A 24,515-nucleotide genomic window follows, 5' to 3' on the forward strand; every position below is an offset into this window, starting at 1 on the left:
TAGGATCCTCCTTTGTGAATAAAAAATTAGAACATTATCGTGAACTTCAGCCACGATAATTCTTCGGTTCCTGCTATTATATCATAGATTACGAAAACAGCAAAGAAAAAAGATACCACAGATCCCAAATTTATTGTATACTGTAACAGGAATTACAAAGAAACCAGAAGGAAAAGAAAATGGACTCCCGGAGTTTTCCGTTCTTACTTTAGCGGCTGACCGCTGACAAAAATGATTTCATAAAAGCAAGAACAGAAAGAATCGGGGAGTACATGTAAAGTTATTGGAGGATATCATAAACATGAAGTTAATCGGAATTATCGGTGCAATGGAAGTTGAAGTTGCAAGCTTAAAGGAAATGATGACGGATGTTACAATCCGCACGAAAGCATCCATGGAGTTCAACCACGGTTACCTGAACGGAAAAGAAGTGGTTGTTGTGCGCAGCGGAATCGGTAAAGTAAACGCCGGTATCTGCACGCAGATTCTTGTGGATGATTACGGCGTGGACTGTGTCATCAACACCGGAATCGCAGGCTCCCTGCGGAATGAAATCAACATCGGCGATATCGTCATTTCGACCGATGCTGTTCAGCACGACATGGATGTGCGCATCTTCGGATACCCGCTCGGCGAGATTCCGCAGATGGGTGTTTTAAGCTTCCCGGCAGACGAGCACCTCGCAGAGGTGGCAGAGGAAGTCTGCAAGGAAGTCAATCCGGAAATCCAGGTATTCCGCGGACGCGTGGTCAGCGGTGACCAGTTTATTTCCAGCAAAGAAGTGAAAAACCATCTGATCGAGGAATTCAACGGTTCCTGCGCCGAGATGGAGGGCGCTGCGATTGCGCAGGGCGCTTATCTGAACAAGATTCCATACGTCGTACTCCGCGCCATCTCCGACAAAGCAGACGACAGCGCAACAATGGACTACCCGACCTTTGAGAGCGAGGCAGCCCGCCACTGTGTCAACCTGCTGCAGGAAATGGTAAAACGCCTGTAATCTAAAAAAAGCAAGAAGAAAAAATCGACAAACGGGCAGGCGAAAACCAGCGAAACCACGCGAACCGGCACGAAAGCAGTCCCCTGAAGGAACGAAAAATAAAAATTCACGCGAAAAAGCACAGAATCACAAAGAATTTGACGAACGTTTTTTGTTTCCAAATTTTTCCGGCAGTGCTATACTGTGGCACATCGGAACAAGAAGATGCTCACTACGGATTGCTCAGCAGTAAAACACTTGCTGTTTTGTTGCGTAAGAAAGTGATTCAGGTGTGAGCAGCCCTCCTTTTGCGAAGCAAAATTTTCAATGAGGGCTGCGAATGTTACAGTTCCCAGGTACCTGTGAACTGTAACACGTCTCCACTGCCGATATGCCAGCGGAAGAATCCTGTGCGCGCAAATTCTGCCGCGGCATCCGCCGATGCACCGCAACGGAAGCACCGGCATATGATCATGACAGGCAAATTCAAAAATCATCAGGGGGAATAAGAATGCTGGAGTTTTGTGTGAAACAAAATGTGTTCTTATACGCAATGATAGCAGCAGGAATCGCCGGTGTGTGGTGCCTGTTCTGGAATAACCGTTTCTACACCCGGGCCATCCGCGATCTCGGAAGGCTGAAGGAACCAAAGTCGAAATGGACCAGGTCGGTGCTGGAAACGTGTCAGAGAAAAGCGCATCCCTTTTCGAATGCCGGGGCGTTTATGCGCAGCCAGATTGCACAGGGCAGGTCAGCGGGAATGGCAGTCCCGACGCTTCTGCGCGGAAGCCAGAATATGATCCTCACGGTTCTGGCACTGTCGATTCTTTCGCTGTGGGCGATCTACCGATACCGTTATGGAGAGGCGGAGCTGATGCGCTACCTCGGAACGGGCACCGCGCTCGCCGGAGGCCTTGTCTTTTTCCGGCTCTGTCTGGATTTCGGCGGAAAAGAGGAAATTCTGCTGAACGGCTGGACAGACTATCTGGAAAATGAGTTTGCAGCGACGAAACAGAGTGCGGTGCTGGAAACCGTACAGCAGACCGAACGGCAGCCGGTGCAGGCGGAAACCATGGCACAGGCAGGAACCGGAGCGGCGAAAGCAAAACCGCAGACTGCGGGAAGCGAGTCCGCCAAAGAGCGGAATGAACTGTTCGCAGACCCGGAAAAAGAAGCGAGGATTTCGAAAGTCAGGGAGGGCATCCGCCAGACCGCCGCGGCCGAGAGCAGGTTTGCCGGAATGCTGACGCCCGAGGAAGAGAAGCTGATGAGGGAAATTATCAGCGAATACGTGTAAATACCAGGGGATCAGGCCGGGGAGCATGGCATATCGACATGACCATATTTCCGAATCGGCAGTCCGCAGGTATCTAAGATAAAAATATTTCAGGCAGTGCTGTCTTTCAAAACAGACAGGCGGCACTGCTTTCCCGGATAAAGCAGAATCATCATCTGCAAAAGGAGGAACCAACATGAGACTTGTAATTCTTGAGGCAGAGTCACTGGGAAAGGACATGGATCTGTCCGGCTTTTCCCGTTTTGGAGAAGTGACAGTATATGAAAAAACAACGGAGGAGGAATGCCCGGAGCGTGTGCGGGAGGCGGATATCGTCATCTGCAACAAGGTGCGCATGTGCAGCCGCACCCTGTCCGGCGCGGAGAACCTGAAACTGATCTGCGTCACCGCGACCGGCATCAACAACATCGATCTCGATTATGTGAAGCGCCACAACATCGCCGTGACGAACGTCGCCGGCTATTCCACCGTCAGCGTGGCCCAGCACACCTTTGCGATGTACTTCTATCTGGCAGAAAAACTCCGTTATTACGATGATTACGTAAAAAACGGCAGCTACGCCGCCAGCAGTCTTTTCACCTGCATGGACAGACCGTTCACCGAGCTGGAGGGCAAGACGTGGGGCATCATCGGCCTTGGCGCGATCGGCAGAAAAGTGGCTTCGATTGCACAGGCATTCGGCTGCCGTGTGATCTATTACTCCACCTCCGGTGCACACGACGATCCGGACTACGAGCGGGTCGATCTCTATCGTCTGCTGAAGGATTCTGATGTGGTTTCCATCCACGCCCCGTTAAATGAGGCGACCGAGAACCTGATGAATATCGAAACGTTTGCCAACATGAAGCGGAACGCAATTCTGATCAACGTCGGCCGCGGCTCGATCGTGAATGAGCGTGACCTCTGCTGTGCCCTGCGCGAGGGCCTGATCGCCGGAGCAGCGCTCGATGTACTTTCCAGCGAGCCGATCCGCAGTGACAGTCCGTTGCTGAAAATGGCGGACGATGACCGCCTGTACATTACGCCGCACATCGCCTGGGCATCGAAGGAAGCCCGCACGCGCCTGATCGGACTGGTGCAGAAAAATATTGCTTCGTACCTGGAAGGCGGCATGGAAAACCGCGTGGTATAAAAGGGGTACAAAGCCAGGGACAAAATACATAAAAAGAGCCGGACATTCGACGGAACCGCAGAGGGGACTGTAAGAACAGCCGCTCCCAAGTTCCGCCGGATGCCCGGCTTTTGCATTTGCTTTATTGCTGCAAAAACGAGAGAACATTATTCCTCTGTAATCTGAATTTCCAGATAATCAAACTCCAGCGATTCAATAAAATTATCCTGTGTGAACCGCGTTTTCGATCTCCGTTTAAACTCCGAAATATTCGTATCGAGCCAGATCGGCTTCGCCAGATTCCAGGCATCACAGATTTCATCGAGCGCACGGAAGACCTTGTGCGTTCTGGTATCCTCATCGTCGATGCAGACGGTAAGATCCTGAAGAACATGATTGTTTTCCACTAATTTTCCCCACATCTGAAACATATTAAAAATCCTCCTGAAAAGTACAAAGTGAACAGTGCATTTGGAACGACCGTGTTAATCGCTGGTAACGGTATGCAGTTCTTTAAAATCCTTCGGCGAGATTCCGTACTCTTTTTTAAACGCGCGGTAAAAACTCGAATAGTCGTGAAATCCGAACAGCAGATACACCTTTGTGACCGGTACATCGCCGAGCAGCGCTTCACGGCACCTTGCCAGCCGCTTTTTGGAAATGTACTGGTGGATCGACATGCCGATTTCATCCTTGAAAACGTGTGCAATGTGATATTTGCTCACAAAAAGTTCCGCCGCCAGCCGTTCGAGCGACAGATTCTCGGACAGGTGCTCATCAATATAGAAACAGAGCTGTTCATACAGCGAGAGCTGTGCTTTCCGGGTGAGCGGGTGATGCTGCTCATACACCGTTCGGTTGATCTGCATCAGCAGGTCGCTGACGTAGAGAAAAATCTGCGTCTCTTTTCCAAAATGATCGGACCGCATTTCTTCGATCAGGCGGATGGTGCGGTACTGGATCGTGTTGAACTCGACGGAATCGAGCGGGAACAGATATTTCTGATTTTCGGCAGCGTATTCCATCAGGTAAACGTAGTCGGCGGAACGGGCGCGGAGCTGCTCTGCAAAAGAGGTGCTGACCCAGAACACAAAGCGGCGGTACGGCACAGACAGGTCGTGCATCACCAGATGATGCGGTACGCCGGGCGGAATCAGAAGAAGATCGCCGGGCGTCGGTGTGTAGAGCACTCCGTCGATTTCCAGTGAGATCGCCCCTTCGAGAAAGAGATAGAACTCATAATGCGTATGCGTATGTTCTTTTACGCCGGGCACATCGTCGGTGCTGTAATAGTATAACTCAAACGTATCCGAAATCATGTACTGCCGGGTGGCAAATTTCGTCTGCAGTTTTTCTTTCATAATAAAAGCATCCTTGCAAAAAAATGATATTTTTGAACCATAACAACAATTCCCAGCATATCACAAAACAGCAAGTTTTACAATGTATTCGGCAATCCGCACAATAGAAAAAAACAACTTGTCCAGTTACGATACAAGGGAATAAAATAAAAACAGAATGCAGAATAAATTTCAGATAAAGATCAAAACGGAGGAACAGCTATCATGAATCAGATTCTCGAACAGCTTGGAACATACGGCATTGTGCCGGTTGTCGTTTTACAGGATGCAGCAAAAGCAGAGCCGCTTGCCGAAGCTCTCTGCAAGGGCGGACTTGCCTGCGCCGAGGTGACCTTCCGCACCGATGCGGCAGAAGAATCCATCCGCATTATGAGTGAAAAATTCCCGGAGATGCTGGTGGGAGCCGGAACTGTGCTCACAACCGAGCAGGCGGACCGCGCCGTAAAAGCCGGAGCAAAATTTATCGTCAGCCCGGGTCTCAACCCGGAGGTAGTAAAATGGTGTCAGGCACACGAAGTACCAGTGATCCCGGGCATCGTGACCCCGACTGAGATGGAGCAGGCGATCGGTCTTGGGCTCACCATGGTGAAATTCTTCCCGGCAGAACCGGCAGGCGGACTGAAATACATCCGTGCCATCGCAGCACCGTACACCATGATGAAATTCATGCCGACCGGCGGCATCAACCCGCAGAATGTAAGAGAATACCTGGCATACGACCGCATCGCAGCATGCGGCGGAAGCTGGATGGTAAAAAATACGATGATTGAAAACAACGAATTCGACCGCATTGAAGAGCTGGTGAAAGAGGCGGTTGAGATCGTAAAGGAAAGCCGGACGTGACGACATCCTTCCCGCAGCCGCTGGGCACCGACCGTTGACCTCGAGCGTGATCCGAGATGGGGAAGAAACGAGGAGTGCTACGGCGAGGACCCTGTGCTGACCGGAAAAATGGCCGGCGCTTACATCGAGGGAATGCAGGGCGACGATCCAAAATATCTGCGCTGTGCATCAACCCTGAAACACTTCTATGGAAACAACACCGAGGTCGGCCGCGGCTGGAAGAACTCTTCGATTGACCCGCGGAATAAATATGAGCTGTATCTCGAGCCGTTCCGCAGATGTATTGAGGAGAGCGGCGCAGAGGGCATCATGACGGCGTACAACAGAATCAACGGCACCGTCGGCGGAATGGTTCGGGAAAACATGGAAATCTCGGAATCCGTCATCATGAAACAGGCGGACCAGAAGATGTATGAAAATAAAAAAAGTTCACGGTGAATCGCCGCAATGGATTGTCCCCGCGGGTCTTTTCGTGGTACAATGAAACATAACCGATAAAAAGAAAAACGAGGGCAGAACATGAACGAATTATATGAAATGATTGAAAAGAAAATCAAAGAATCCGGCTATCCGCGGCCGATTTCGGGAAGCGATGTTTACGATGACATCTGCGACCAGATCGAGGGAAAAGAGAACGGTTCCTATGTGGTATTATCGAAATTTGATGATGATGTGATTTTCGAGTACCACATCACGGTGATGGATGATGAATTCAACCTCGGCGTGCTGACGATGCGCACCCCGGAGGGCGTGTTTGAGGCTGATTTTGACCAGTAAAAGAGAAAAGAAAGAGGTTGTTACTTATGCCGAATGTTGAAAAAATCACAAAACAGACGGAAAATCCGTTCGTAAATCTTTACCTGGTGGAAGGGACAAACAAAGTAAACCATCACTTCCGCTATTACGTGGCTTCCCGCGCAAAATCCATCGAGCAGATGAAGATTAAAACAAGGAAAAATACGCCGGACGGTGTGCTGATGTACAGTCTGTACGGGGAAAAACGCGACAAAATTGTCCTGGTGCGCCAGTACCGCGTTTCCATTGATGACTACATCTACGAATTCCCGGCAGGCCTGGTGGAACCGGGCGAGGAGTTCCATGAGGCTGCCGTGCGCGAGATGCATGAGGAGACCGGTCTTACGTTTCACCCGTTGAAAGTAGATCCCTGCTACGAGAAACCGTTCTTCACCACAATCGGCCTGACCGATGAAGCATGCTCTGCCGTTTACGGCTGGTGCGAGGGCGAGATCAGCCGCAAATACCTCGAAGAGAGCGAAGTGATCGAAGTTGTCCTTGCTGACCGCGAGGAGGCAAAGAGAATCTTAAAGGAAGAAAATGTAGCAATTATGTGTTCTTATCATCTGATGCATTTTATTCATGATGAGGAGCCGTTTGCATTCCTGAAATAAGTGGAGGGGAGCCAGAAAAACACAACCCCTGGAAGTTCTTAGCACGAACTGCCAGGGGTTGTGTTTTTCTGACTCCCATTTACGTTGTGGGGGACGGGATGGTGAGGACTCAGGTGTAGTATTGGGCCTGGGTTTCGTAAAGATTGGCGTAGATGCCGTGGTTTGCGAGGAGGGTGTCGTGGGTTCCGTCTTCGGCGATGCGGCCGTGGTCGAGGACGATGATGCGGTCGCAGAATTTGCAGCTGCTCATGCGGTGGGAGATGTAGACAGCGGTTTTGCCGGCGGTCATCTGGCTGAACTGTTCGTAGATTTCAGCCTCAGCGATCGGGTCGAGGGCTGCGGTCGGCTCGTCGAGGATGACGAACGGGGCATCCTTGTAGAGGGCGCGGGCGATGGCGGTGCGCTGGGCCTCGCCGCCGGAAAGGTCGACACCGGAGCCGTTGTTGTTGTAAAGGCGGGTGCGGACGCCCTGCGGGAGTTGCTGTACACGGTCGGTGAGACCGACTTTTGCAAGAGAGGATTGCAAAGCAGCTTCATCAATCTCGGTTCCGGCGGCGATGTTTTCGTCGAGCGGGAGGGAAAACAGGTGGAAATCCTGGAAAACGACGGAGAATGCCTGCGTGTACTCTTTGTAGCTATATTTGCGGATGTCAATGCCATTCAGGGTGATGTAACCTGAAGTTGGCTCATACAGGCGGCAGAGCAGCTTGATGAGTGTTGTCTTTCCGGCTCCGTTACGGCCAACGAGGGCGGTTTTTCCGCCGACGGCAAAGGACAGTGTCACATGTTCGAGTACCGGAATATTCGTACCGGGATAAGAGAATGAGACATCGTGGAACGCAAATTCGTACTGGCCGTCGTCGCGTTTCTCAATCGGCAGTGTACCGTCGTAGGCCATAGACGGCTGCGCAATGAAATCCTCATAGGTCGAGAGATAGGAATTGATATAGTCGAACTCCGATCCGGTTGCGAGAAATGTCTGAAGATCACTCATGGCGCGTGTCACGGAACCGGCATACAGAAGAACATCCCCAATGGGGAGAACGCCGTACAGAGCCCTGGCGCCGATCACAAGGTACGCAGCGAAATTGGAAAGGAGCGAAAGCAGCGCGTTTTTTCCGTCTGTGATGGCGGAGAAGCGGGCGAAGTCGAGGTACATCGGCAGAAAGTGTTCCATGGCTTTTCCAAACTGTACGTCGAGAAAATGATCGAGATGACCGATGCGGATATCGTCCGCGCGCCGTTCTTCAAGCATCACATTAACGAGATAATTGGCAACCGAGTTGGAATGGTCGTTGCCCTGGTTCAGCTCTATCTTTTTCTGCGTACTCCTGCGGTTGATGCGGGAGGAAAGTGCAAGCTGCACACCACAGAGCAGGAGCAGTGCAAGCATCGAAAACGACGAGGTGAAAAAGTTATTCCTGCTGCTGTCGGACAGAAGAAACAGACGGAGCAGGAAAAACAGGGCATAGAGAACCGAGAGCAGGGAAGTGATCAGCGTATGAATGACAATGAGCTGGTCACCCACATTTCCCGATCCCATGGAGGAGACGTTGGTGCGCCGGATGGCATCCATCGTCTCTGTTTTTTCGAATTTCTCAAACTCCAGCTCCAGCGCCTTTGCGGTGATTTTCTGTTCCGTGCGTGCAAGACAGAGCTCCTTCTGGCCGTTGAGATACTGGCGGCAGATTTTTTCAAACAATCCCAGCCCATACTGCGTAAGCAGAAAGACGACAACAGTATACAGACAGGCGCGGTACGACTTTGCAAGCAGTAAATTCAAAATTCGCGCCGAGAAAAACAAGGAGAGATACGGCAGCGTTGCAGCTGCAAAAGCGCTTCCGAGAAGCCAGAACAGCACGCGGTGATTGCCCTGGCTCACCATAGTTAAAAAGCGGCAGATGGCATGAAACCGTTCTTTCATTTTCATCAGATATCTTCCTCCGTTTCCTGATAATACTGGCTCTGCACCTCAAACATATGCGCATACGATCCGCCAAGGGCAATCAGCTCATCGTGGGTTCCGCATTCTTTGATCTTTCCGTTTTCGAGAAACAGGATCGTATCGCAGAAGCGTGTCGATGCAAGACGGTGCGAGATGAAAAGCGCAGTCTTATTTTTCAGCAGTGTGCTGTAGGTTTCGTACATTTTATTTTCCGAGATTGCATCGAGCGCAGCCGTCGGCTCATCGAGCAGGAGCAGATGGCAATTTTTATAGAGTGCCCGCGCCATCATCAGTTTTTGCATTTCACCGCCGGAAAGCGTAATGCCGTCGTCCGCCATATCCTTGCCAAGATAGGTTTCTTCTTTCTGCGGCAGACTTGCAATTTTTTCCCAGAGTCCGGCGCGGATGAGTGCTTCTCGGCAACGGTTACGATCGGTCTCTTCCAGTGGGGAGCAGCTCACATTTTCTGCAATCGAAAACGAGAGTGCAAACGGGTCCTGAAAGACCGCCGCGATTGCTTTGTAATACTGTGCCGGATTCAGACTGCCAAGGGGAATGCCGTTGATGGTGATATTCCCTTCCGTTGGCTGATATAGCCCGCAGATCAGCTTGACAATGGTGGATTTTCCGGCGCCGTTGATGCCGACAAGTGCCGTATGCTCGCCCGCATGGAGTGTAAAACTGACATCATCGAGGATCCTTTTATCGCCGCCCGGATGGGAAAACGAGACGTGGGAAAAGCAGATTTCCAGCGGTTTTTCTTCCGCAAGTTCCGGCCGGAACGGCAGCGTGTGGCCTGCAGGGAACGGGAGATCGAAGAATTCCCGCAGCCAGCGGATCTGCTCGAGACAGAGCACGGATTTGGAGAGCGCGGCGGTGATCTCGTTAAAATATGAAGAAAAACCGGAGACGGCACCGAGCGCAAGCACAAAGCCGGATACGGTCATCGTGCCGTGGGATAGACGGTAAATCAGAAAGCCATAGCAGATTCCGTCGCGCAGAAGCTGTAGTGTAAGTGTCAGCAGATCATTTGCAAAGTAGGCGCTGCGGATGCGGAACAGAATTTTCTGATACCGCTTGTTGAGCTGGCGATAAACACCATCGAGCCATCCGTTCAGCTGATACAGACGGATATCCTTTCCGGCGGATGTGTTGTACGACTGTTTCTGGAAATAGCGCTGCGATACTTCAATTTCAGACAGATCGTCTCTGCGGCGGACTTCGTAAGAAGCCGCGCGGCGGTAGCTGAGAAACTGCAGAACCGAGAGCACAAGCAGCAGAAGAATGATAGCCGGATGGACGGTTCCGATCAGTCCTGCGTAGAGAATCAGCCCAAGAAACGAAGAATAAATTGTGACATCGTATCGGAACATGCCTTCCACGCCGACCCAGTTGCTGCAGGTGGCTCCGACGGCTTTTTCGGCGAGCTGCAGCGTTTTTGGTTCTGTCAGAACCGCATAATCTATCTGCATGAAATGACAGAGAAGGCGGCGCGTAAAAAAGCCGGTCCGGAATTCGGTATACTGCCAGGCGTTCCGCGATTGCAGAAAGGTGTGGCTGACAAAAACAACGGCATAGCAAAGAAAGAGAACGAGCGTTCCAAGTGCAAATCCGGAAAAGCCGCTGCTCTGTTCCAGAAACAGGAGAATCCCGGCAGGAAGCAGAATCCCGAAAAAGCCGGTGAGCACCTGTGAGACGATTTCGAGTGCCTGAAAGAGAAACGGCTTTTTGCTGTAATGCCACAGCTCCCGATGAATATAAATGTAGTTAGACCATAATGAATACATAAAGACCTCCTCTGTCACATGTCTTTCGTGAACTGTAGTTATCCTACCATATTCATGCAAAACACGGGGGAAAAGTACGTAAATGGAACAAAAAAGAACGCGAACAGCAAAAAAAGTGTTCACGTTCTGCAAAATTTTTCTGTAGAATCATCGGACAAAATCAAAAAATTCTGGAAAGAGCTTTTTACAGCGGCAGCATAATCTCCGTCACGAAAACGCCGGGCTCGTTCTGCCGGTTGATATATCCTTCGTACTTTTCCACAACAAGATTGATCCGTTTCAGCCCATGCCCGTGATTTCCGCGCTTCGTGGTGATATACTCGCTGTCCAGCTTCCGCACAGTATCCTTTGTTGCATTCGTAACGGAAATATACAGCTGGTTTTTCAGCACACCAATATAAAGCCGGATATAGGGATCCGCAAGGCCCTCGCATGCTTCCACCGCATTGTCAATCAGATTTCCGATCAGCGCGCAGAGATCAATATCACTCACCGTAAGATTGGCCGGGCAGGCTGCCTTGTAATCCACGCGGATGCCGTTCTTTTCGGCGAGTGAAATTTTGGAATTTAAAATCGCATCGAGATTCACATTCCCCGAGTCGCAGAGCTGGTTGACCTGATCGAGATCATTTTCGAGCAGCCCGAGATATTCCTGCAGCTTATCATACTGTCCCATCTCAACATATGCCTTCATTGACTGCAGATGATTGTGGTAATCATGGCGCCAGCCGCGCATTGTCAGATAGATATTCTGCACTTCCTCGACCTGGCGGGCGAGAAGCTGGTTCTGGTATTCGATATTTTTGCGTTCCAGATAATGGGATAAAAATGGAATGTGCGCCATGAAACATCACCTCGGTTCGTTCGGAATTGGAAATTAAAAAATGCAAAACCTTTAAAACGCATTCGGCCGGTAAAACTGCAGGAACGCATGGTTGAGTGATGCATAGCATCCGCGGCTGACCGGAATTTTTGTTCCGTCCGACAAGAGACATTCCGTCCGCGTGATCCGCTCCACATGAGCGAGATTCACAAGATAACTCCGGTGTGCGGCCGCAAAACATTCCCCCGTCTCACCAGAAGCCTGCCATGCGGCAGAAAGTTCTTCGCGGAACTCCGACAGATTTTTCTTAAAAGTTTCCATTCCGGCGGCTGTATGCAGCGTCAGATAATGATTATCGGATTCCACAAAAAGCAGGTCGGAGAGAAACAGCTTCTGCGTCTCCCCGCCAAGTGAAAGCAGCAGATGCGGCTTTTCCTGTCCGCGCATCGCCTGCAGCTCCTCGAGCAGCGGAAACAGTGTATCCTCTGTCACCGGCTTTAAGAGATACCGGAACGCCTGCACCTCATATCCTTCGAAAACATATTCTTTATGATTCGTCAGAAAGAGAATCGGCACCTCACTGTCCGTTTCACGGATTTTCCGCGCCAGCGCCATGCCGTCCATTCCGCCGAGATCAATATCGAGAAAGATGAGATCAAACGGATACGAGCCGGGATACTGGAACAGAAAAGCGGCGGAGTCTGAAAAGGCTTCCACGGTCAGAGGAAGCCTTTTTCGCTCCGCAAAGGTGCGGAGCAGCAGTTCCATCCGGGAACGCTGCGCCGGTTCATCTTCGCAGTAAGCAATTCTCATGTTATTCACCCAAACATTTTTTGAAGAAGTTATCGTAAACGGTAATCATTTCCTCGGTCCAGAATGCGGCACCGCCGTGGTCTGCGCCGCGAAGAAGATACAGCTGTACATCTTTTCCGGCATCCTTTAATGCGTGGTAGAGATCGACACTCTGCTGGCAGAACACCATCGTGTCCTTGGTGCCGTGTGCGATCAGCATCGGCGGGAAATCCTCGTTCACGTATGTTTTGGAGCAGGCTGCCTTAGCCTCCTCAAGATGCTCGGTAATGTCATAGCCCATCAGCATGCCCTCCGGGCTGTCTGGTTTCTGATGGTTCAGCGTTATCGGATAGCCGTACGGCAGTGTCACATCAACAGCTCCGTACAGATCGATAATACCGCATACCTCGCAGCTTTCCTCATTGATCGGCTCGTCAAGTTTTCCGCTCTTTGCGGTCATGCCGGCAACGGAAGAAACCTGTCCGCCGGAAGAATCTCCCATCAGGAACATCTGCGATGGATTCAGCTTGTATTCCTCCGCATGCGCACGCAGAAAACGTACCGCATTTTTTGCGTCGATGATCTGCGCTGGGAAATGTGCGATTCCGCTGTGACGGTATTCGACGATTGCAACAACGTAGCCGCGCTGCGCCAGACGGGCGATCATGCCGACCTTCTGGTAGACATACTGTTTCATCCAGGCGGATCCCTGAATAAATGTGATGCACGGCCAAGTGCGCTCCGGGTGCGCCATCTGGAATGGTGTGAAAATTTCCAGATGAAGATTGTGCGCCTCGTCGTAGACAACTTCATGCGCATAGCGGATCTCAATTTCCTCTCCGGTCACCGGAATTTCCACGGCGCCGTCTACCGCGTCTGTGTAGTCCGGCATTGTCTCATACGTGTAGTTTGATGGTTCAATGATCATGTGTAAAAACCTCCTTTTTCAAAAACCCATTTTTCGGTCCGAAACAGCAATCCACAGGATTTACGATTTCTTCGACTCCTCATATGATTTTAACTCGGAAAGCGCCTCACCTGCAAGTGGATACAGTGCAATAATGTTGAAAATTGTCATCAGCCCGATGCCGACATCACCAAGATCCCACACAAAAGTGTATGCGGCAATACCGCCGATAAACAGCATTACAAGTGCAAGAACCTTGTAAGCGGTCTGGAAACACCACTTGTCACCGAACAGGTAGGCAACGTTGCTTCTGGCATAGAACAAAATGCCGAGGAACGTGGAAAAGCTGAACAAAAACAGCGTAAGTGCAATGAAAATCACACCGAATTTTCCCAGATGATACTGCATGGCGGTCTGCAAGAGATCCATGCCGGAAAGGCCATTAATCAGATCCTTTGGTGCAAGCAGCATAATCATTGCGGTGCAGCTGCAGATGACGATTGTGTCAACAAAAACGCCGAGCGCCTGTACAAGGCCTGCTTTGGCCGGGCGGTCACATTCTGCGGCGGCAGCGGCGCATGGAGCGGAGCCGGAACCGGCTTCATTCGAAAACAGACCACGCTTTACACCGTTCATCAGAACAGCACCAAAACCGCCGGCTGCCATCTGACGAAGTCCGAAGGCTTCCTCAAAAATGCGTGCAAACACAGAAGGAATCTGACGGAGGTTGACTGCGATGATAAACAGTGTGATAAAGAAATAGCAGACTGCCATGACAGGAACTATAAAATCCAGCACCTTTACGGTTGCATTTTTCCGCAGTACGATGATTGCAGAAAGAATCACCAGCATGATACTGGTGTAAAGCGGCGGAATGGAAAATGCATTTTTAAAAGAAGAAGCCACGGAGTTGCTGATTACCTGACTGATACCGCACCAGCAGATCAGACCGGCAATGGCAAACAGAACAGCCGGCAGAACGTATCGTTTTTTCTTCTTGAGGTGGTCTTCAACCAGATCGTGAATGTAGTAGGCAGGACCGCCGCGGTAGCCGCCGTACAGAGGATCTTCTTCTTTGTGAAGCTGTGCGAGCGTAGCTTCGATAAACGCGGTAGACGAGCCGATGATAGCCGTCACCCACATCCAGAACACAGCACCTGCGCCTCCGGCGGAGACTGCAGCGACAACGCCGACCAGATTTCCCATACCGACACGCGTTGCGGTGGAAACGATCAGTGTCTGAAAAGAAGAAAGGCTGCTTTTTTCATTTTTCTTTTCCGACAGGGCACGGATCATGTCCGGGAACAGACGGATAGGAAGAAAACGTGTCCGGATCGTAAAATAGATGCCGGTTGGGATCAGCAGAAGAATCAAAAGGGAGATTCCGAGACTGCCGCCGCCCGGGAGCGGAATCGTAAAAAGATCGCCCCAGAGAAAGTTGTAGACTGTGGTGATGAGATTGACAATCATGTTTTCAAAAACCCTCATTTCAAAATATTTGCGGCACTGTGAAACGTCAAAGCATAAAAGCACCGTTACCTGCTATTATATCGGTTTCTGTTTGGAATGTAAAGAAGGGAAGAGAAAAGATAAGAGGCAAATATCAGCTTTTTCCGAAACCAGAAAAAGTTGATATCTGCCTCTTAAAAATTTTTCAGTCGTATCAAAAGATCAGCCTGCGAGATGCAGCATCTCGATCAGGAACAGCCAGCTCAGGCCATAGAATGTAACGACAGCGACAAGGTCGTTGACCGTCGTGATGAGCGGACCGGAAGCAACCGCCGGATCGATGTGGATCTTTTTGAAGAACAGCGGAATGCAGGTGCCGACGGCACTGGAAATCAGCATTGCCAGCAGCAGTGCGATGCCGATGCAGGCGGAAACGGAAAATGCGAACATCATGGTCTTTCCCTTGAATAAGAAGATGAAAAGTCCGATGACAGCAAAGGACAGAACACCAAGCAGAAGACCATTGCAGAAACCGATGCGCATTTCCTTGAAAACAAGCTGTAATTTCTGTTTTCCGGTCAGGGACTCATCCATCAGGACACGGATGGTAACAGCCAGGGACTGGGTACCAACGTTTCCGGCCATGTCAAGGATCAGGGACTGGAAGGTCATGATGATCGGAAGGGTTGTGACAACCTGTTCGAAAATACCGACTACAGAAGAAACCAGCATGCCAAGACCGAGCAGGATGATCAGCCATGGAAGACGTTTTTTCATACTGTCTTTTAACGGCTCTTTTAAATCCTCCTCTGCGGTCAGACCTGCGAACATCGCGTAGTCCTCACCCATCTCATCATCAACCAGGTCGATGATGTTTGATGATGTGATGACACCGAGTAGGCGGTTGTCATTGTCGAGGACCGGAATAGAATCCTCGGAATAATCCTTCAGTTCTTCGATACACTCGTTGATCGGCTCCTCTGCATATACGTACGGGTAAGAAGTTACGGTCAGATCCTCGAGCGTCTCGTCGCGTCTTGCGATGATCAGGTTTTTCAGATCGATCGCTCCGTAAAATTTCTGCTGCGCATTGACAACAAAGATGGTAGAGATGTTGTCGTTCTTTGCGGCCTGATCGATCAGGCTGCTCATCGCCTGTTTGACATTCAGATCCTCGCGGATGATGATGCAGTTTGTCGTCATGCGGCTGCCGATTTCATCTTCATCGAAGGAGGCGATCATCTCAATATCGTGGCGTACTTCCGGATCGAGCAGTTCGATCAGAAGTTTTTTCTTTGCTTTGTCGAGTTTCTGCAGAACCTCGGCCAGTGCATCGGTCTCCATTTTGGAGAGGATGGAAGCGGCTTTTTTGACATCCATCTCTTCGAGGTACTCGGCTACGTTGTCGGATTCAGCATACTCAAAAATATCGGACAGCATGTCCGTGTCCAGAATGCGGTACAGTTTGCATCGCTCCGGAACCGTTAAAAGCGGCAGAACATCTGCCAGGTCATTTTCGTGGTAATCTTCCAGGCGGCTGCCCATGACAGCCGGAGAAGAGTTACTGCGGATTGTATCCAGGATCTCCTGGGTATAATCCTGTACTCGTTTTTCCATTTTTTCGTTATCCTCCATTCTTTTTTTGACAGCAGAAAAAAACATGCGTGCTGTCGGTGCGAAAAAGCATGTTGGAACCCTCACAGGGCAGTAAAAGCACACGAAAAAAGAACCAGAGAATTACGTTTCAAAACTGGTTTGGATCATGTGTCTTACTTCGGGTTTTCATAGGATAAGAAGGGAAAATATTTAAGATTAAAGCAGGACAGAAGGATGGCCGTCATCCTGCATATTTTCCGGTTCCCGTCCTATGCTGGTACTTCGCCCATGAGAATCACAACTATCCATTCTGTTCACCTGCCTTTTTTTAGAAATTTTTTGATCAAACAGCCGTTTTTGCCGGTCTGTTTCGCTTGAAATACGGGATTCAAAAATCATCCCTCAAGTATTCTAACTGCTTTCCAGAAAAAAATCAATTCCTATTTTGGTAAAATTTTCGCAACATTCTTATCTCGTTTCTGTTTCTCCTCGTAAAGCATTGCATCCGCATGCGCGAGCATCTCCGGAAGTGTGGAATCCATGTCTTTCGGAAGCAGATAAAAGCCGGTGGAAACGGTAATATTATATGCTTTTTCGTTCGTTCTATTAAAAATGTCGAATGCGGAGTGCAGCGTCCGGTACAGATCCCTGGACATTGTTTCGTCGGAACACGGAACAAGATATGCGAATTCATCGCCGCCGATGCGTCCGCAGACACCGCGTTTGCCGATGGAATCCTGCAGAAACTGTCCGACAAGGCGGATGGAGAAGTCCCTTTCTTCATGCCCGTATCGGTCGTTGATGATCTTTAAATTATTGAGATCCGCATAGACGGCAAGCAGGATGTGCTAAGAAAATAATTGCAATTGTCTAAAAAATGTTTGAGCTCTGAATTCACAGACAAAACTTTATAGAAACTTAAGATTTTCCTTTGCGGACCTAAAGATTCCTTTGGTACAGTAAGGATGAAAACAAAAGACATCTGGCAACTTGAGGGAATTTGCGGTACAATCATCTTTGAATCATGTGGGAGGTCCGGCGCGGAAAAAAAGTGCCGGAAAAGAAAAAATGAAAGGTGGAGAAAGAAGAAATGTACAACATTTTAGTATGTGATGATGATAGAGAGATTGTAGACGCCATTGAGATTTATCTGACCCAGGAGGGCTATCATGTGCTGAAAGCATATGACGGCATGCAGGCCATCCAGATGCTCGAGAGGGAGGAGATTCAGCTGCTGATTATCGACGTCATGATGCCGAAACTGGACGGCATCCGTGCGACGCTGAAAATCAGGGAAAAGAGCAGTATTCCGATCATTATTCTGTCCGCAAAATCAGAGGATGTGGACAAAATTCTGGGACTGAACATCGGCGCGGATGATTACGTGACGAAGCCGTTTAACCCGCTCGAGCTGGTGGCGAGGGTGAAATCTCAGCTGCGGCGCTACACGAAACTTGGAAATCTTCCGGCGGACGACGGAGAAAATGTGTATCAGGTCGGCGGGCTTCTCGTCAATGACGATTTAAAAGAAGTCAGCGTCGAGGGTGAACCAGTCAAACTGACCCCGATCGAATATAACATTCTCCTGCTGCTGGTAAAAAATCCAGGCAAGGTATTTTCGATTGAACAGATCTACGAGAGCATCTGGAACGAGGAGGCGATCGGTGCGGACAACACCGTTGCGGTCCACATTCGTCACATCCGTGAGAAAATCGAAATCAACCCGAAGGAGCCGCGCTATCTGAAAGTTGTATGGGGAATTGGGTATAAGATTGAGAAACAATAATAAGGAGTGAATAATTGTGAAAGAACGAAAACTCTACAGCCTGACGGGGAAGCTGATCGTTTTTCTTCTGCTGATCGTTTTTGCCGCCAGTGCGCTGTTCGGGGGCATTCAGACACTGATGCTTTCCAGCGTCGGCCTGACGCCGAATGCGGCAGCAAAAAAGTATGCGTTTGAAGAAACCACCGCATGCGGCACACTGGTGCAGCGGCAGCTTCATAACGTCATGAGCTACTATAATGATATGAGTAAATTCGGCACAAACGGTCGATACGACGGAACAAAAGAGATTGATTACCGTGCCTTTGCAACCGATGGAGAGGGAAGCGGCGGGATAAGTACAACGTACACCATTGACCAGCTTGTCAAGATGTACGATGACGGCAGCAGCGCAGACCTCAATGAGGTGGCAGCGTATACTGCGGACAATTATGCGACGAACGATGCCGGAATTGACAAAGAAGCCTATCTTGCATACGAAGATGGAACTGACGTGAGCCAGGAAACAGAAGAGACGGATGTAGCCGCACTCACCGAAGAAGTGAGCGCGGCAGATGCAGAGACGTTTGACAGCTTTTCCCCGGACGGCGAGGTCTACTTTCCTTCCGATAATGCAGTGAAAAGCCTGAAAGAGAAAAAAATTGATCCTGCTGATGTTTCCTCCCAGTTTTTGTATCTATACGATCAGGGAATGAGCCTGGAAACGCAGAAAACGAAAGCGGGAACGTACCTCTATGAGTACGCGGCGGCAAATCTGAAAAAGGTATCCATCCGCGATCTGTATATGACACTTTCCGGGGTCACGGAAGAAGTTGCTGCTTTTAAAAACCAGGAGAGCGGCATCAGCGTCGATGCGGACGATGCCAATCTCTGGTACTGTCTGGAGGATAAAGAAGGAAATATCTATACGAATGTGGATTCCTGGAAAAATGGTTACACAACAGCCATTGCGCAGAAATCGCCCTATCCGTTCGCCTTTGCTGTTGACCGGACCGGCGGTGCCGACAAAGTCCGTTCTTATGCAACAAGAAAAAACAGCCCGGCCGTGGAAGCAGCGAGAAGCTATCTACTGAACAATCAGATTGCAGATAATTATCAGAAGATCTTTGTTGCACTGGATCCGGATCTGGCAGCAAGCGACTATTTCTCCCAGTACAGTGAGATCTACAGCCAGTGGCTTCCGAAAATGCAGCTCCTTCTTCTGATGATTGCAGTTGGCGGAATCGGAACGCTGGTCTGCCTGGTCCTGTTCACACTGCAGGCAGGAAGAAATGGAAAAAACAAAGAAATCCGCCTTTACTTTTTCGATCAGTGGTACACGGAAATCGCAGCTGCAGCCGCCATCCTGATTGTGATGGGAGCAGTTGGAATCGTTGCTGTCTGCATCGAACTTTCCTACGGCGGCGTTCATTATATCCAGAATTTTGACGGAAACTACATCTACAGCGGATCCTATGGAAATGAAGCAGATACATGGCGAAGCCTGGTGGCCGCATCGGGCATCCTCGCCGGATTTCTGATCACACTGATTCCGTACTGCTCACTGGTGCGCCGGATCAAAGCACGCAACGTCTGGAAACAGTCGTTTTTGTACTGCGTCGGCCACCGGATCGTGTCTGCCGGAAGAACCTTCTATGAAGGCAGACAGGAGTCGGAGCGAACGATCCTTATGTTCTGCGTTTTCTGCGGCGTGCAGATCATTCTCTGCTGCGGCTTCGGAATGTTCGGCGTATTCCTTACCCTGGTGATGGATGCCGCAGTGCTGCTTCTTCTGCTGCGCGAGGCATCCGGAAGAAAACAGATTGAACATGGCTTAAAAGAGATTGCTGCGGGCGATCTGGATTACAAGATTGACCTGACGGAGCTGCAGGGGGAAGACAACCTTCAGCTTGCCGGAATTGTCAATTCGCTCGGAGAGGGAATGAAAGCGGCAGTGCAGGAGCAGATGAAGAGCGAGCGCTTAAAAGCGGATCTGATCACCAACGTATCCCACGATATCAAGACACCGCTTACTTCTATTATTAATTATGTCGATCTGCTGAAACGGGAAAATATTGAAAACGAGAAAGCGAAAGATTATATCCGCGTACTCGACGAAAAATCACAGCGCCTGAAACAGCTGACGGAGGACCTTGTCGAGGCATCGAAGATCAGCTCCGGAAATATTAAACTGGAATTCATGAACCTGAACCTGAATGAACTGGTACAGCAGGTGAACGGAGAATTTGCGGAGCGGTTCGAAGGCCGCAATCTCGACCTGATCTGTATTCTCCAGCCGGAACCGCTTCTGATCCGTGCGGACAGCCGCCGCATCTGGCGCGTGCTTGAGAACCTGTACGTAAATGTCTGCAAATATGCCATGCCGGGAACACGGGTTTATGTGGATGCCATCAAAAAAGACGGAAAGATTCAGCTCTCGATTAAGAACATTTCCGAGAACCCGCTGAACTTCCAGGCAGATGAACTGACGGAGCGTTTTATCCGCGGCGATGTCAGCCGGAGCACCGAGGGCAGCGGCCTGGGTCTTTCAATCGCAAAGAACCTAACGGTATTGCAGCATGGAAGCTTCAACATTTATCTGGACGGCGACCTGTTCAAGGTTACGATTACGTTTGATGAAGCTGTAAAGGAGAAAAAACCGATGCCTCCGATGATCGTACCGGAAGCGGTACAGGAGGAAGCACAGCAGGATGCCTGAGAAGTGTTGAAAAATAAAAGAGAATAGAAAACGACAACTCCCCGCCGGGAAACACGCAGCAGATGCGGTTCCCGGCGGGGAGTTGTTTATGAAATGCAGTTTATTTATTCGTTTGTTTCGTCTGTTTCTGTCTGTTCAGCCGGGCTTGCAGATTCCTCTTCCGAAGCAGTTTCTGCAGCATCGGTAGTTTCAGCCGGAGCAGCGTCATCGGAACGTTCAGTCAGCGGGCTTGGTCTGTCCATTGCTTCGAGTGCCCGTAAGGATTCTTCTTCCGGTGTCAGAACCTCGTTTTCTTCCTCAGGCATATAGAATGGGAAGATTTTGTTTACGAAGAACCAGGAGCATCCAAGCGCTACCGTGGAAAAGCCCAGAAGGAACATCAGAAGAATCAGATAGCTGACAATCTTTGTCGTGGAGAATACATAGATCAGCAGCGGACAGAGATTGACGAGCAGGATCATGATGGTCCACGGCAGGTGGCGGATTGCCATCAGGATGGAGTTCTTGATCGTGTTTTTTACAGTATTGTCAAAGCGGCTCAGTACCGGAAATACATAGGAAAGTACCATGGCCTCGAAAAAGATCAGTACCAGGAAAACAAAACGCAGGTAGGTGATGGTACCCGGCATTCTCATGACCAGCAGAAGATCAAGAATCAGAACAATCAGAACCGCCAGCAGGATGAGCCAGATGGCAGTTGCCTGCCTGAAGTTTTCGCGGAAGGATTTCCAGTAGGTACGGAAGATATACGTCTCCTCATTTTTGATCATCTTCAGCGTGACGTAGTACATTGCTGTGAAATTGGCGCCGATTGTCACAATCGGGATACACATAATAAGGAAAATAATGTTCAGCATCATCAGGTCGAAGACACGGCCCATAATCTGCGAGAACTTACTGTCCAGGCTGAAAAAACTCATAATTTGTTCCTCTTTTCTGTTGAATTAAGTGTGCCGCCGATTAACGTTCCGGCTGGCAGACATCATAGAAAAGTATAGCGAATTTTTCAGAAAAATGCAATGAAGAGAATATAAACTTTTCGTTTCGTCATTTTGTATAAGAGTGAACATTTTGTTTGTGCAAAGTGGACAGAAGAGAACGGTTCGAGAAAATCCGAAAGCAGAATTGCCAATCTGCCGGAGGAAAGTTTGTGTAATTGTGGCATGGTCGAATGCGGGTAGAAAAGGTATACTAGTCCCATAAGCAAGAGAGATGCAAATGCAAAACTCATAATAAAACGCATGATGTTTATTTAGGGAGGATTCAAAAATGGCAAGTTTATCTTTACAGCACATTACAAAAAGATATCCGAACGGTTTTGAAGCAGTAAAAGACTTCAACCTGGAAATCGCTGACAAAGAGTTTATCATCTTCGTAGGACCATCTGGATGTGGTAAATCTACAACACTTCGTATGATCGCAGGTCTTGAGGAGATCTCCGATGGTACTCTGAAAATTGACGATAAAGTAGTAAACGATGTAGAGCCGAAAGACCGTGATATCGCAATGGTATTCCAGAACTACGCTCTGTATCCGCACATGACCGTATATGATAACATGGCATTCGGCCTGAAACTGAGAAAAGTTCCGAAAGATCAGATCGACAAACAGGTTAAAGAGGCAGCTAAAATCCTTGACCTGGAGAAACTGCTTGACCGTAAACCGAAAGCTCTTTCCGGTGGTCAGAGACAGCGTGTTGCTATGGGACGTGCAATCGTACGTGATCCTAAAGTATTCCTTATGGACGAGCCTCTGTCAAACCTGGATGCAAAACTTCGTGTACAGATGCGTACCGAGATTTCCAAACTGCATGAGAGACTGGGCGCTACCATCATCTACGTAACACATGACCAGACCGAGGCTATGACACTTGGTACCAGAATCGTTGTTATGAAAGACGGAGTTGTTCAGCAGGTAGATACCCCGCAGAACCTGTACAACGCACCGGGCAACCTGTTCGTTGCAGGATTCATCGGATCTCCGCAGATGAACTTCCTGGATGCAAAAGTAAAAGTTAACGGAAACGACGTTACTCTTACTGTTGGTAAATACAACATGAAACTGCCGGCTTCCAAAGCAAAAGCTGTTATTGACGGCGGATATGACGGAAAGACCGTTGTTATGGGTATCCGTCCTGAGAACGTACATGATTCTCAGATGTTCATCGAAACTTCCAAAGACAGCGTAGTTGAGTGCAAGATCAACGTATACGAGCTGTTAGGTGCAGAAGTTTACCTGTACTTCGATTGCGAAGGATTCCCAATGACAGCCCGCGTAGATCCTCGTACAACTGCAAGAAGCGGAGATACCGTTAAATTTGCTCTGGATATGGAGAAAGTTCATCTGTTCGACAAAGAGACAGAGATCACCATTACCAACTAATCCATATGAACATCAGCGCGTATGCGCAAACATAGAGAAAAGGATCGACATCCGTTCGGATGCCGGTCCTTTTTGCATATGCACCGCCCTCCTTTTGCGAAGCAAAAAATAGTTGCCAATGAGAAAAAAATAAGCTATAGTTATAGATAAGATGCACCCTGGAGTAAAATACGCCAGGAGAAAGGAAGTGGCAGATTTGGTATCAAGTCAGGTATTACAGAAAACCCTTGATGAATTAAGAAATATTACGAGAATTGATTTATGTGTGACGAATACGGATGGTGTTCTGCTGGTGACCACATTCCCGGAAACCGCGATTGATGCAGAAAGCATCCGTTCTTTTGTATTATCCGCTGCGGATAGCCAGATTGTACAGGAATATCATTATTTTAAAGTATATGACAACCAGAACGTAGAGTACATTCTGATCTCCAAAGGCAGCAGCGATGACGCTTACATGATCGGAAAAGTTGCAGTATGCGAGATTCAGAACCTCATCATTGCATACAAAGAGCGTCTGGACAAAAACAATTTTATCCAGAATCTTCTTCTTGACAACCTCCTTCTGGTGGATGTCTATAACCGTGCGAAAAAGCTGCGCATCGACACCGACGTGCGCCGCGTTGTTTTCATGGTAGAAACGAAGATGGAAAAAGACATCAGCGCGCAGGAAACCGTAAAGAGCCTGTTCGCATCGAGACCGAAGGATTTTATCACCGCGGTCGATGAGAAGAGCATTATTATTGTAAAAGAACTGAAAGACACCGACACCTTCGAGGATATGAACCAGACCGCAAGAATGCTGGTGGATATGCTGAATGCGGAGGCCATGTCCCAGGTGCGCGTTTCCTACGGAAATCCGGTCAACGAGATCAAGAGTGTATCGCGTTCTTACAAAGAGGCGAAGATGGCACTCGAAGTAGGAAAAATTTTCTACGCAGACAAAAACGTGGTACCGTACAACAACCTCGGCATCGGCCGTCTGATCTATCAGCTCCCGATTCCGCTGTGCGAAATGTTTATGACCGAAGTCTTCGGCGAAAATCTGCCGGATACGTTCGATGAGGAAACACTGACCACAATCAATAAATTTTTTGAAAATAACTTGAATGTGTCCGAGACATCCCGTCAGCTCTATGTACACAGAAATACTCTGGTGTACCGTCTGGAGAAGCTCGAGAAGAGCACAGGACTCGACATTCGTAAATTTGACGATGCGCTGACCTTTAAAATTGCCATGATGGTCGTAAGCTACATGACGTATATGAACAACAGCGAAAATCTGTAAAACCGTTCAGAGCCGTACAGGATTGCGGGAGTGCAAAGCACGGAGCAATCCGGGTATCGAAGGGG

The 24,515-nt window shown here is 49.2% G+C and carries 21 protein-coding genes and 1 pseudogene; 11 read left to right on the plus strand and 11 right to left on the minus strand.

Annotation, left to right across the window (positions count from 1 at the left end):
* The first annotated feature begins 301 nt into the window (after positions 1 to 301).
* The 3 genes from DWY63_RS14205 to DWY63_RS14215 all read left to right on the plus strand — a co-directional run bounded on the left by DWY63_RS14205 (position 302) and on the right by DWY63_RS14215 (position 3,408).
* Positions 302 to 1,000 (plus strand): 5'-methylthioadenosine/adenosylhomocysteine nucleosidase, encoded by a 699-nt coding sequence (locus tag DWY63_RS14205; RefSeq protein ID WP_022461363.1) that lies wholly within the window; start codon positions 302 to 304, stop codon positions 998 to 1,000.
* A gap of 490 nt (positions 1,001 to 1,490) precedes the next feature.
* Positions 1,491 to 2,276: a hypothetical protein gene (locus DWY63_RS14210; protein WP_117802479.1), complete on the plus strand. Its 786-nt coding sequence runs from the start codon at positions 1,491 to 1,493 to the stop codon at positions 2,274 to 2,276.
* Between the two features lie 175 nt (positions 2,277 to 2,451).
* A complete protein-coding gene (locus DWY63_RS14215; protein WP_022461361.1) occupies positions 2,452 to 3,408 on the plus strand; it encodes a D-2-hydroxyacid dehydrogenase in 957 nt (318 codons plus the stop codon).
* Positions 3,409 to 3,554: 146 nt separating this feature from the next.
* Here DWY63_RS14215 and DWY63_RS14220 read toward each other — a convergent pair whose 3' ends face one another.
* Together DWY63_RS14220 and DWY63_RS14225 are read right to left on the minus strand one after the other, a co-directional pair.
* A complete protein-coding gene (locus tag DWY63_RS14220) occupies positions 3,555 to 3,818 on the minus strand; it encodes a hypothetical protein (RefSeq protein ID WP_022461360.1) in 264 nt (87 codons plus the stop codon).
* 54 nt (positions 3,819 to 3,872) lie between these two features.
* Entirely contained in the window at positions 3,873 to 4,748 is an 876-nt protein-coding gene (locus DWY63_RS14225; protein ID WP_117802480.1) for an AraC family transcriptional regulator, read from the minus strand.
* A 204-nt stretch (positions 4,749 to 4,952) separates the two neighbouring features.
* On the opposite strand from DWY63_RS14225, the gene DWY63_RS14230 reads away from it, so the two are divergent.
* The 4 genes and pseudogenes from DWY63_RS14230 to DWY63_RS14245 all read left to right on the plus strand — a co-directional run bounded on the left by DWY63_RS14230 (position 4,953) and on the right by DWY63_RS14245 (position 7,000).
* Positions 4,953 to 5,591, plus strand: a complete 639-nt coding sequence (locus tag DWY63_RS14230; RefSeq protein WP_055265555.1) for a bifunctional 4-hydroxy-2-oxoglutarate aldolase/2-dehydro-3-deoxy-phosphogluconate aldolase — start codon at positions 4,953 to 4,955, stop codon at positions 5,589 to 5,591.
* Between the two features lie 30 nt (positions 5,592 to 5,621).
* Positions 5,622 to 6,029, plus strand: a pseudogene (locus tag DWY63_RS14235) (glycoside hydrolase family 3 N-terminal domain-containing protein); the annotation flags it as partial.
* Positions 6,030 to 6,110: 81 nt separating this feature from the next.
* A complete protein-coding gene (locus tag DWY63_RS14240; RefSeq protein WP_022461406.1) occupies positions 6,111 to 6,368 on the plus strand; it encodes a hypothetical protein in 258 nt (85 codons plus the stop codon).
* 26 nt (positions 6,369 to 6,394) lie between these two features.
* Positions 6,395 to 7,000 carry an NUDIX hydrolase gene (locus tag DWY63_RS14245; protein WP_055219153.1) on the plus strand — a complete coding sequence of 202 codons (606 nt, stop codon included), beginning with the start codon at positions 6,395 to 6,397 and terminating at the stop codon, positions 6,998 to 7,000.
* 109 nt (positions 7,001 to 7,109) lie between these two features.
* Here DWY63_RS14245 and DWY63_RS14250 read toward each other — a convergent pair whose 3' ends face one another.
* From DWY63_RS14250 to DWY63_RS14285, 8 genes are all read right to left on the minus strand, one after another.
* Entirely contained in the window at positions 7,110 to 8,930 is a 1,821-nt protein-coding gene (locus tag DWY63_RS14250) for an ABC transporter ATP-binding protein (RefSeq protein WP_117762045.1), read from the minus strand.
* The gene (locus DWY63_RS14255; RefSeq protein WP_055219157.1) at positions 8,930 to 10,732 is read right to left on the minus strand and encodes an ABC transporter ATP-binding protein; all 1,803 of its coding nucleotides are present in this window, start codon (positions 10,730 to 10,732) and stop codon (positions 8,930 to 8,932) included. Before DWY63_RS14255 ends, DWY63_RS14250 begins: the two co-directional genes overlap by 1 nt.
* A gap of 184 nt (positions 10,733 to 10,916) precedes the next feature.
* Positions 10,917 to 11,576, minus strand: coding sequence for a sensor histidine kinase (locus DWY63_RS14260; RefSeq protein WP_055219159.1), 660 nt, complete (start codon positions 11,574 to 11,576; stop codon positions 10,917 to 10,919).
* Positions 11,577 to 11,627: 51 nt separating this feature from the next.
* Positions 11,628 to 12,368 (minus strand): LytR/AlgR family response regulator transcription factor, encoded by a 741-nt coding sequence (locus tag DWY63_RS14265; protein ID WP_055219161.1) that lies wholly within the window; start codon positions 12,366 to 12,368, stop codon positions 11,628 to 11,630.
* Between the two features lies 1 nt (position 12,369).
* Positions 12,370 to 13,275: an alpha/beta hydrolase gene (locus DWY63_RS14270; protein WP_055219163.1), complete on the minus strand. Its 906-nt coding sequence runs from the start codon at positions 13,273 to 13,275 to the stop codon at positions 12,370 to 12,372.
* Positions 13,276 to 13,335: 60 nt separating this feature from the next.
* The gene (locus DWY63_RS14275) at positions 13,336 to 14,724 is read right to left on the minus strand and encodes an alanine/glycine:cation symporter family protein (protein ID WP_055219316.1); all 1,389 of its coding nucleotides are present in this window, start codon (positions 14,722 to 14,724) and stop codon (positions 13,336 to 13,338) included.
* Between the two features lie 201 nt (positions 14,725 to 14,925).
* Positions 14,926 to 16,320: a magnesium transporter gene (gene mgtE / locus DWY63_RS14280; RefSeq protein ID WP_022461398.1), complete on the minus strand. Its 1,395-nt coding sequence runs from the start codon at positions 16,318 to 16,320 to the stop codon at positions 14,926 to 14,928.
* 419 nt (positions 16,321 to 16,739) lie between these two features.
* Positions 16,740 to 17,144, minus strand: coding sequence for a GGDEF domain-containing protein (locus DWY63_RS14285; RefSeq protein ID WP_082424534.1), 405 nt, complete (start codon positions 17,142 to 17,144; stop codon positions 16,740 to 16,742).
* Between the two features lie 245 nt (positions 17,145 to 17,389).
* Between DWY63_RS14285 and DWY63_RS14290 the strand changes: the two genes are divergently transcribed.
* The gene (locus DWY63_RS14290; RefSeq protein WP_022461396.1) at positions 17,390 to 18,085 is read left to right on the plus strand and encodes a response regulator transcription factor; all 696 of its coding nucleotides are present in this window, start codon (positions 17,390 to 17,392) and stop codon (positions 18,083 to 18,085) included.
* A gap of 16 nt (positions 18,086 to 18,101) precedes the next feature.
* Positions 18,102 to 20,780 carry a sensor histidine kinase gene (locus DWY63_RS14295; protein WP_117509947.1) on the plus strand — a complete coding sequence of 893 codons (2,679 nt, stop codon included), beginning with the start codon at positions 18,102 to 18,104 and terminating at the stop codon, positions 20,778 to 20,780.
* Between the two features lie 104 nt (positions 20,781 to 20,884).
* On the opposite strand, the gene DWY63_RS14300 is transcribed toward DWY63_RS14295, so the two are convergent.
* Positions 20,885 to 21,700, minus strand: coding sequence for a YesL family protein (locus tag DWY63_RS14300; protein ID WP_243001894.1), 816 nt, complete (start codon positions 21,698 to 21,700; stop codon positions 20,885 to 20,887).
* Positions 21,701 to 22,049: 349 nt separating this feature from the next.
* Between DWY63_RS14300 and DWY63_RS14305 the strand changes: the two genes are divergently transcribed.
* On the plus strand, positions 22,050 to 23,162 hold the full coding sequence (locus DWY63_RS14305) for an ABC transporter ATP-binding protein (RefSeq protein ID WP_055219170.1): 1,113 nt from the start codon (positions 22,050 to 22,052) through the stop codon (positions 23,160 to 23,162).
* A gap of 196 nt (positions 23,163 to 23,358) precedes the next feature.
* Entirely contained in the window at positions 23,359 to 24,450 is a 1,092-nt protein-coding gene (locus DWY63_RS14310; protein ID WP_055226895.1) for a PucR family transcriptional regulator, read from the plus strand.
* Positions 24,451 to 24,515: the final 65 nt, after the last annotated feature.

This window comes from Blautia sp. AF26-2, from assembly GCF_003460955.1.
Classification (GTDB): domain Bacteria; phylum Bacillota; class Clostridia; order Lachnospirales; family Lachnospiraceae; genus Fusicatenibacter; species Fusicatenibacter saccharivorans.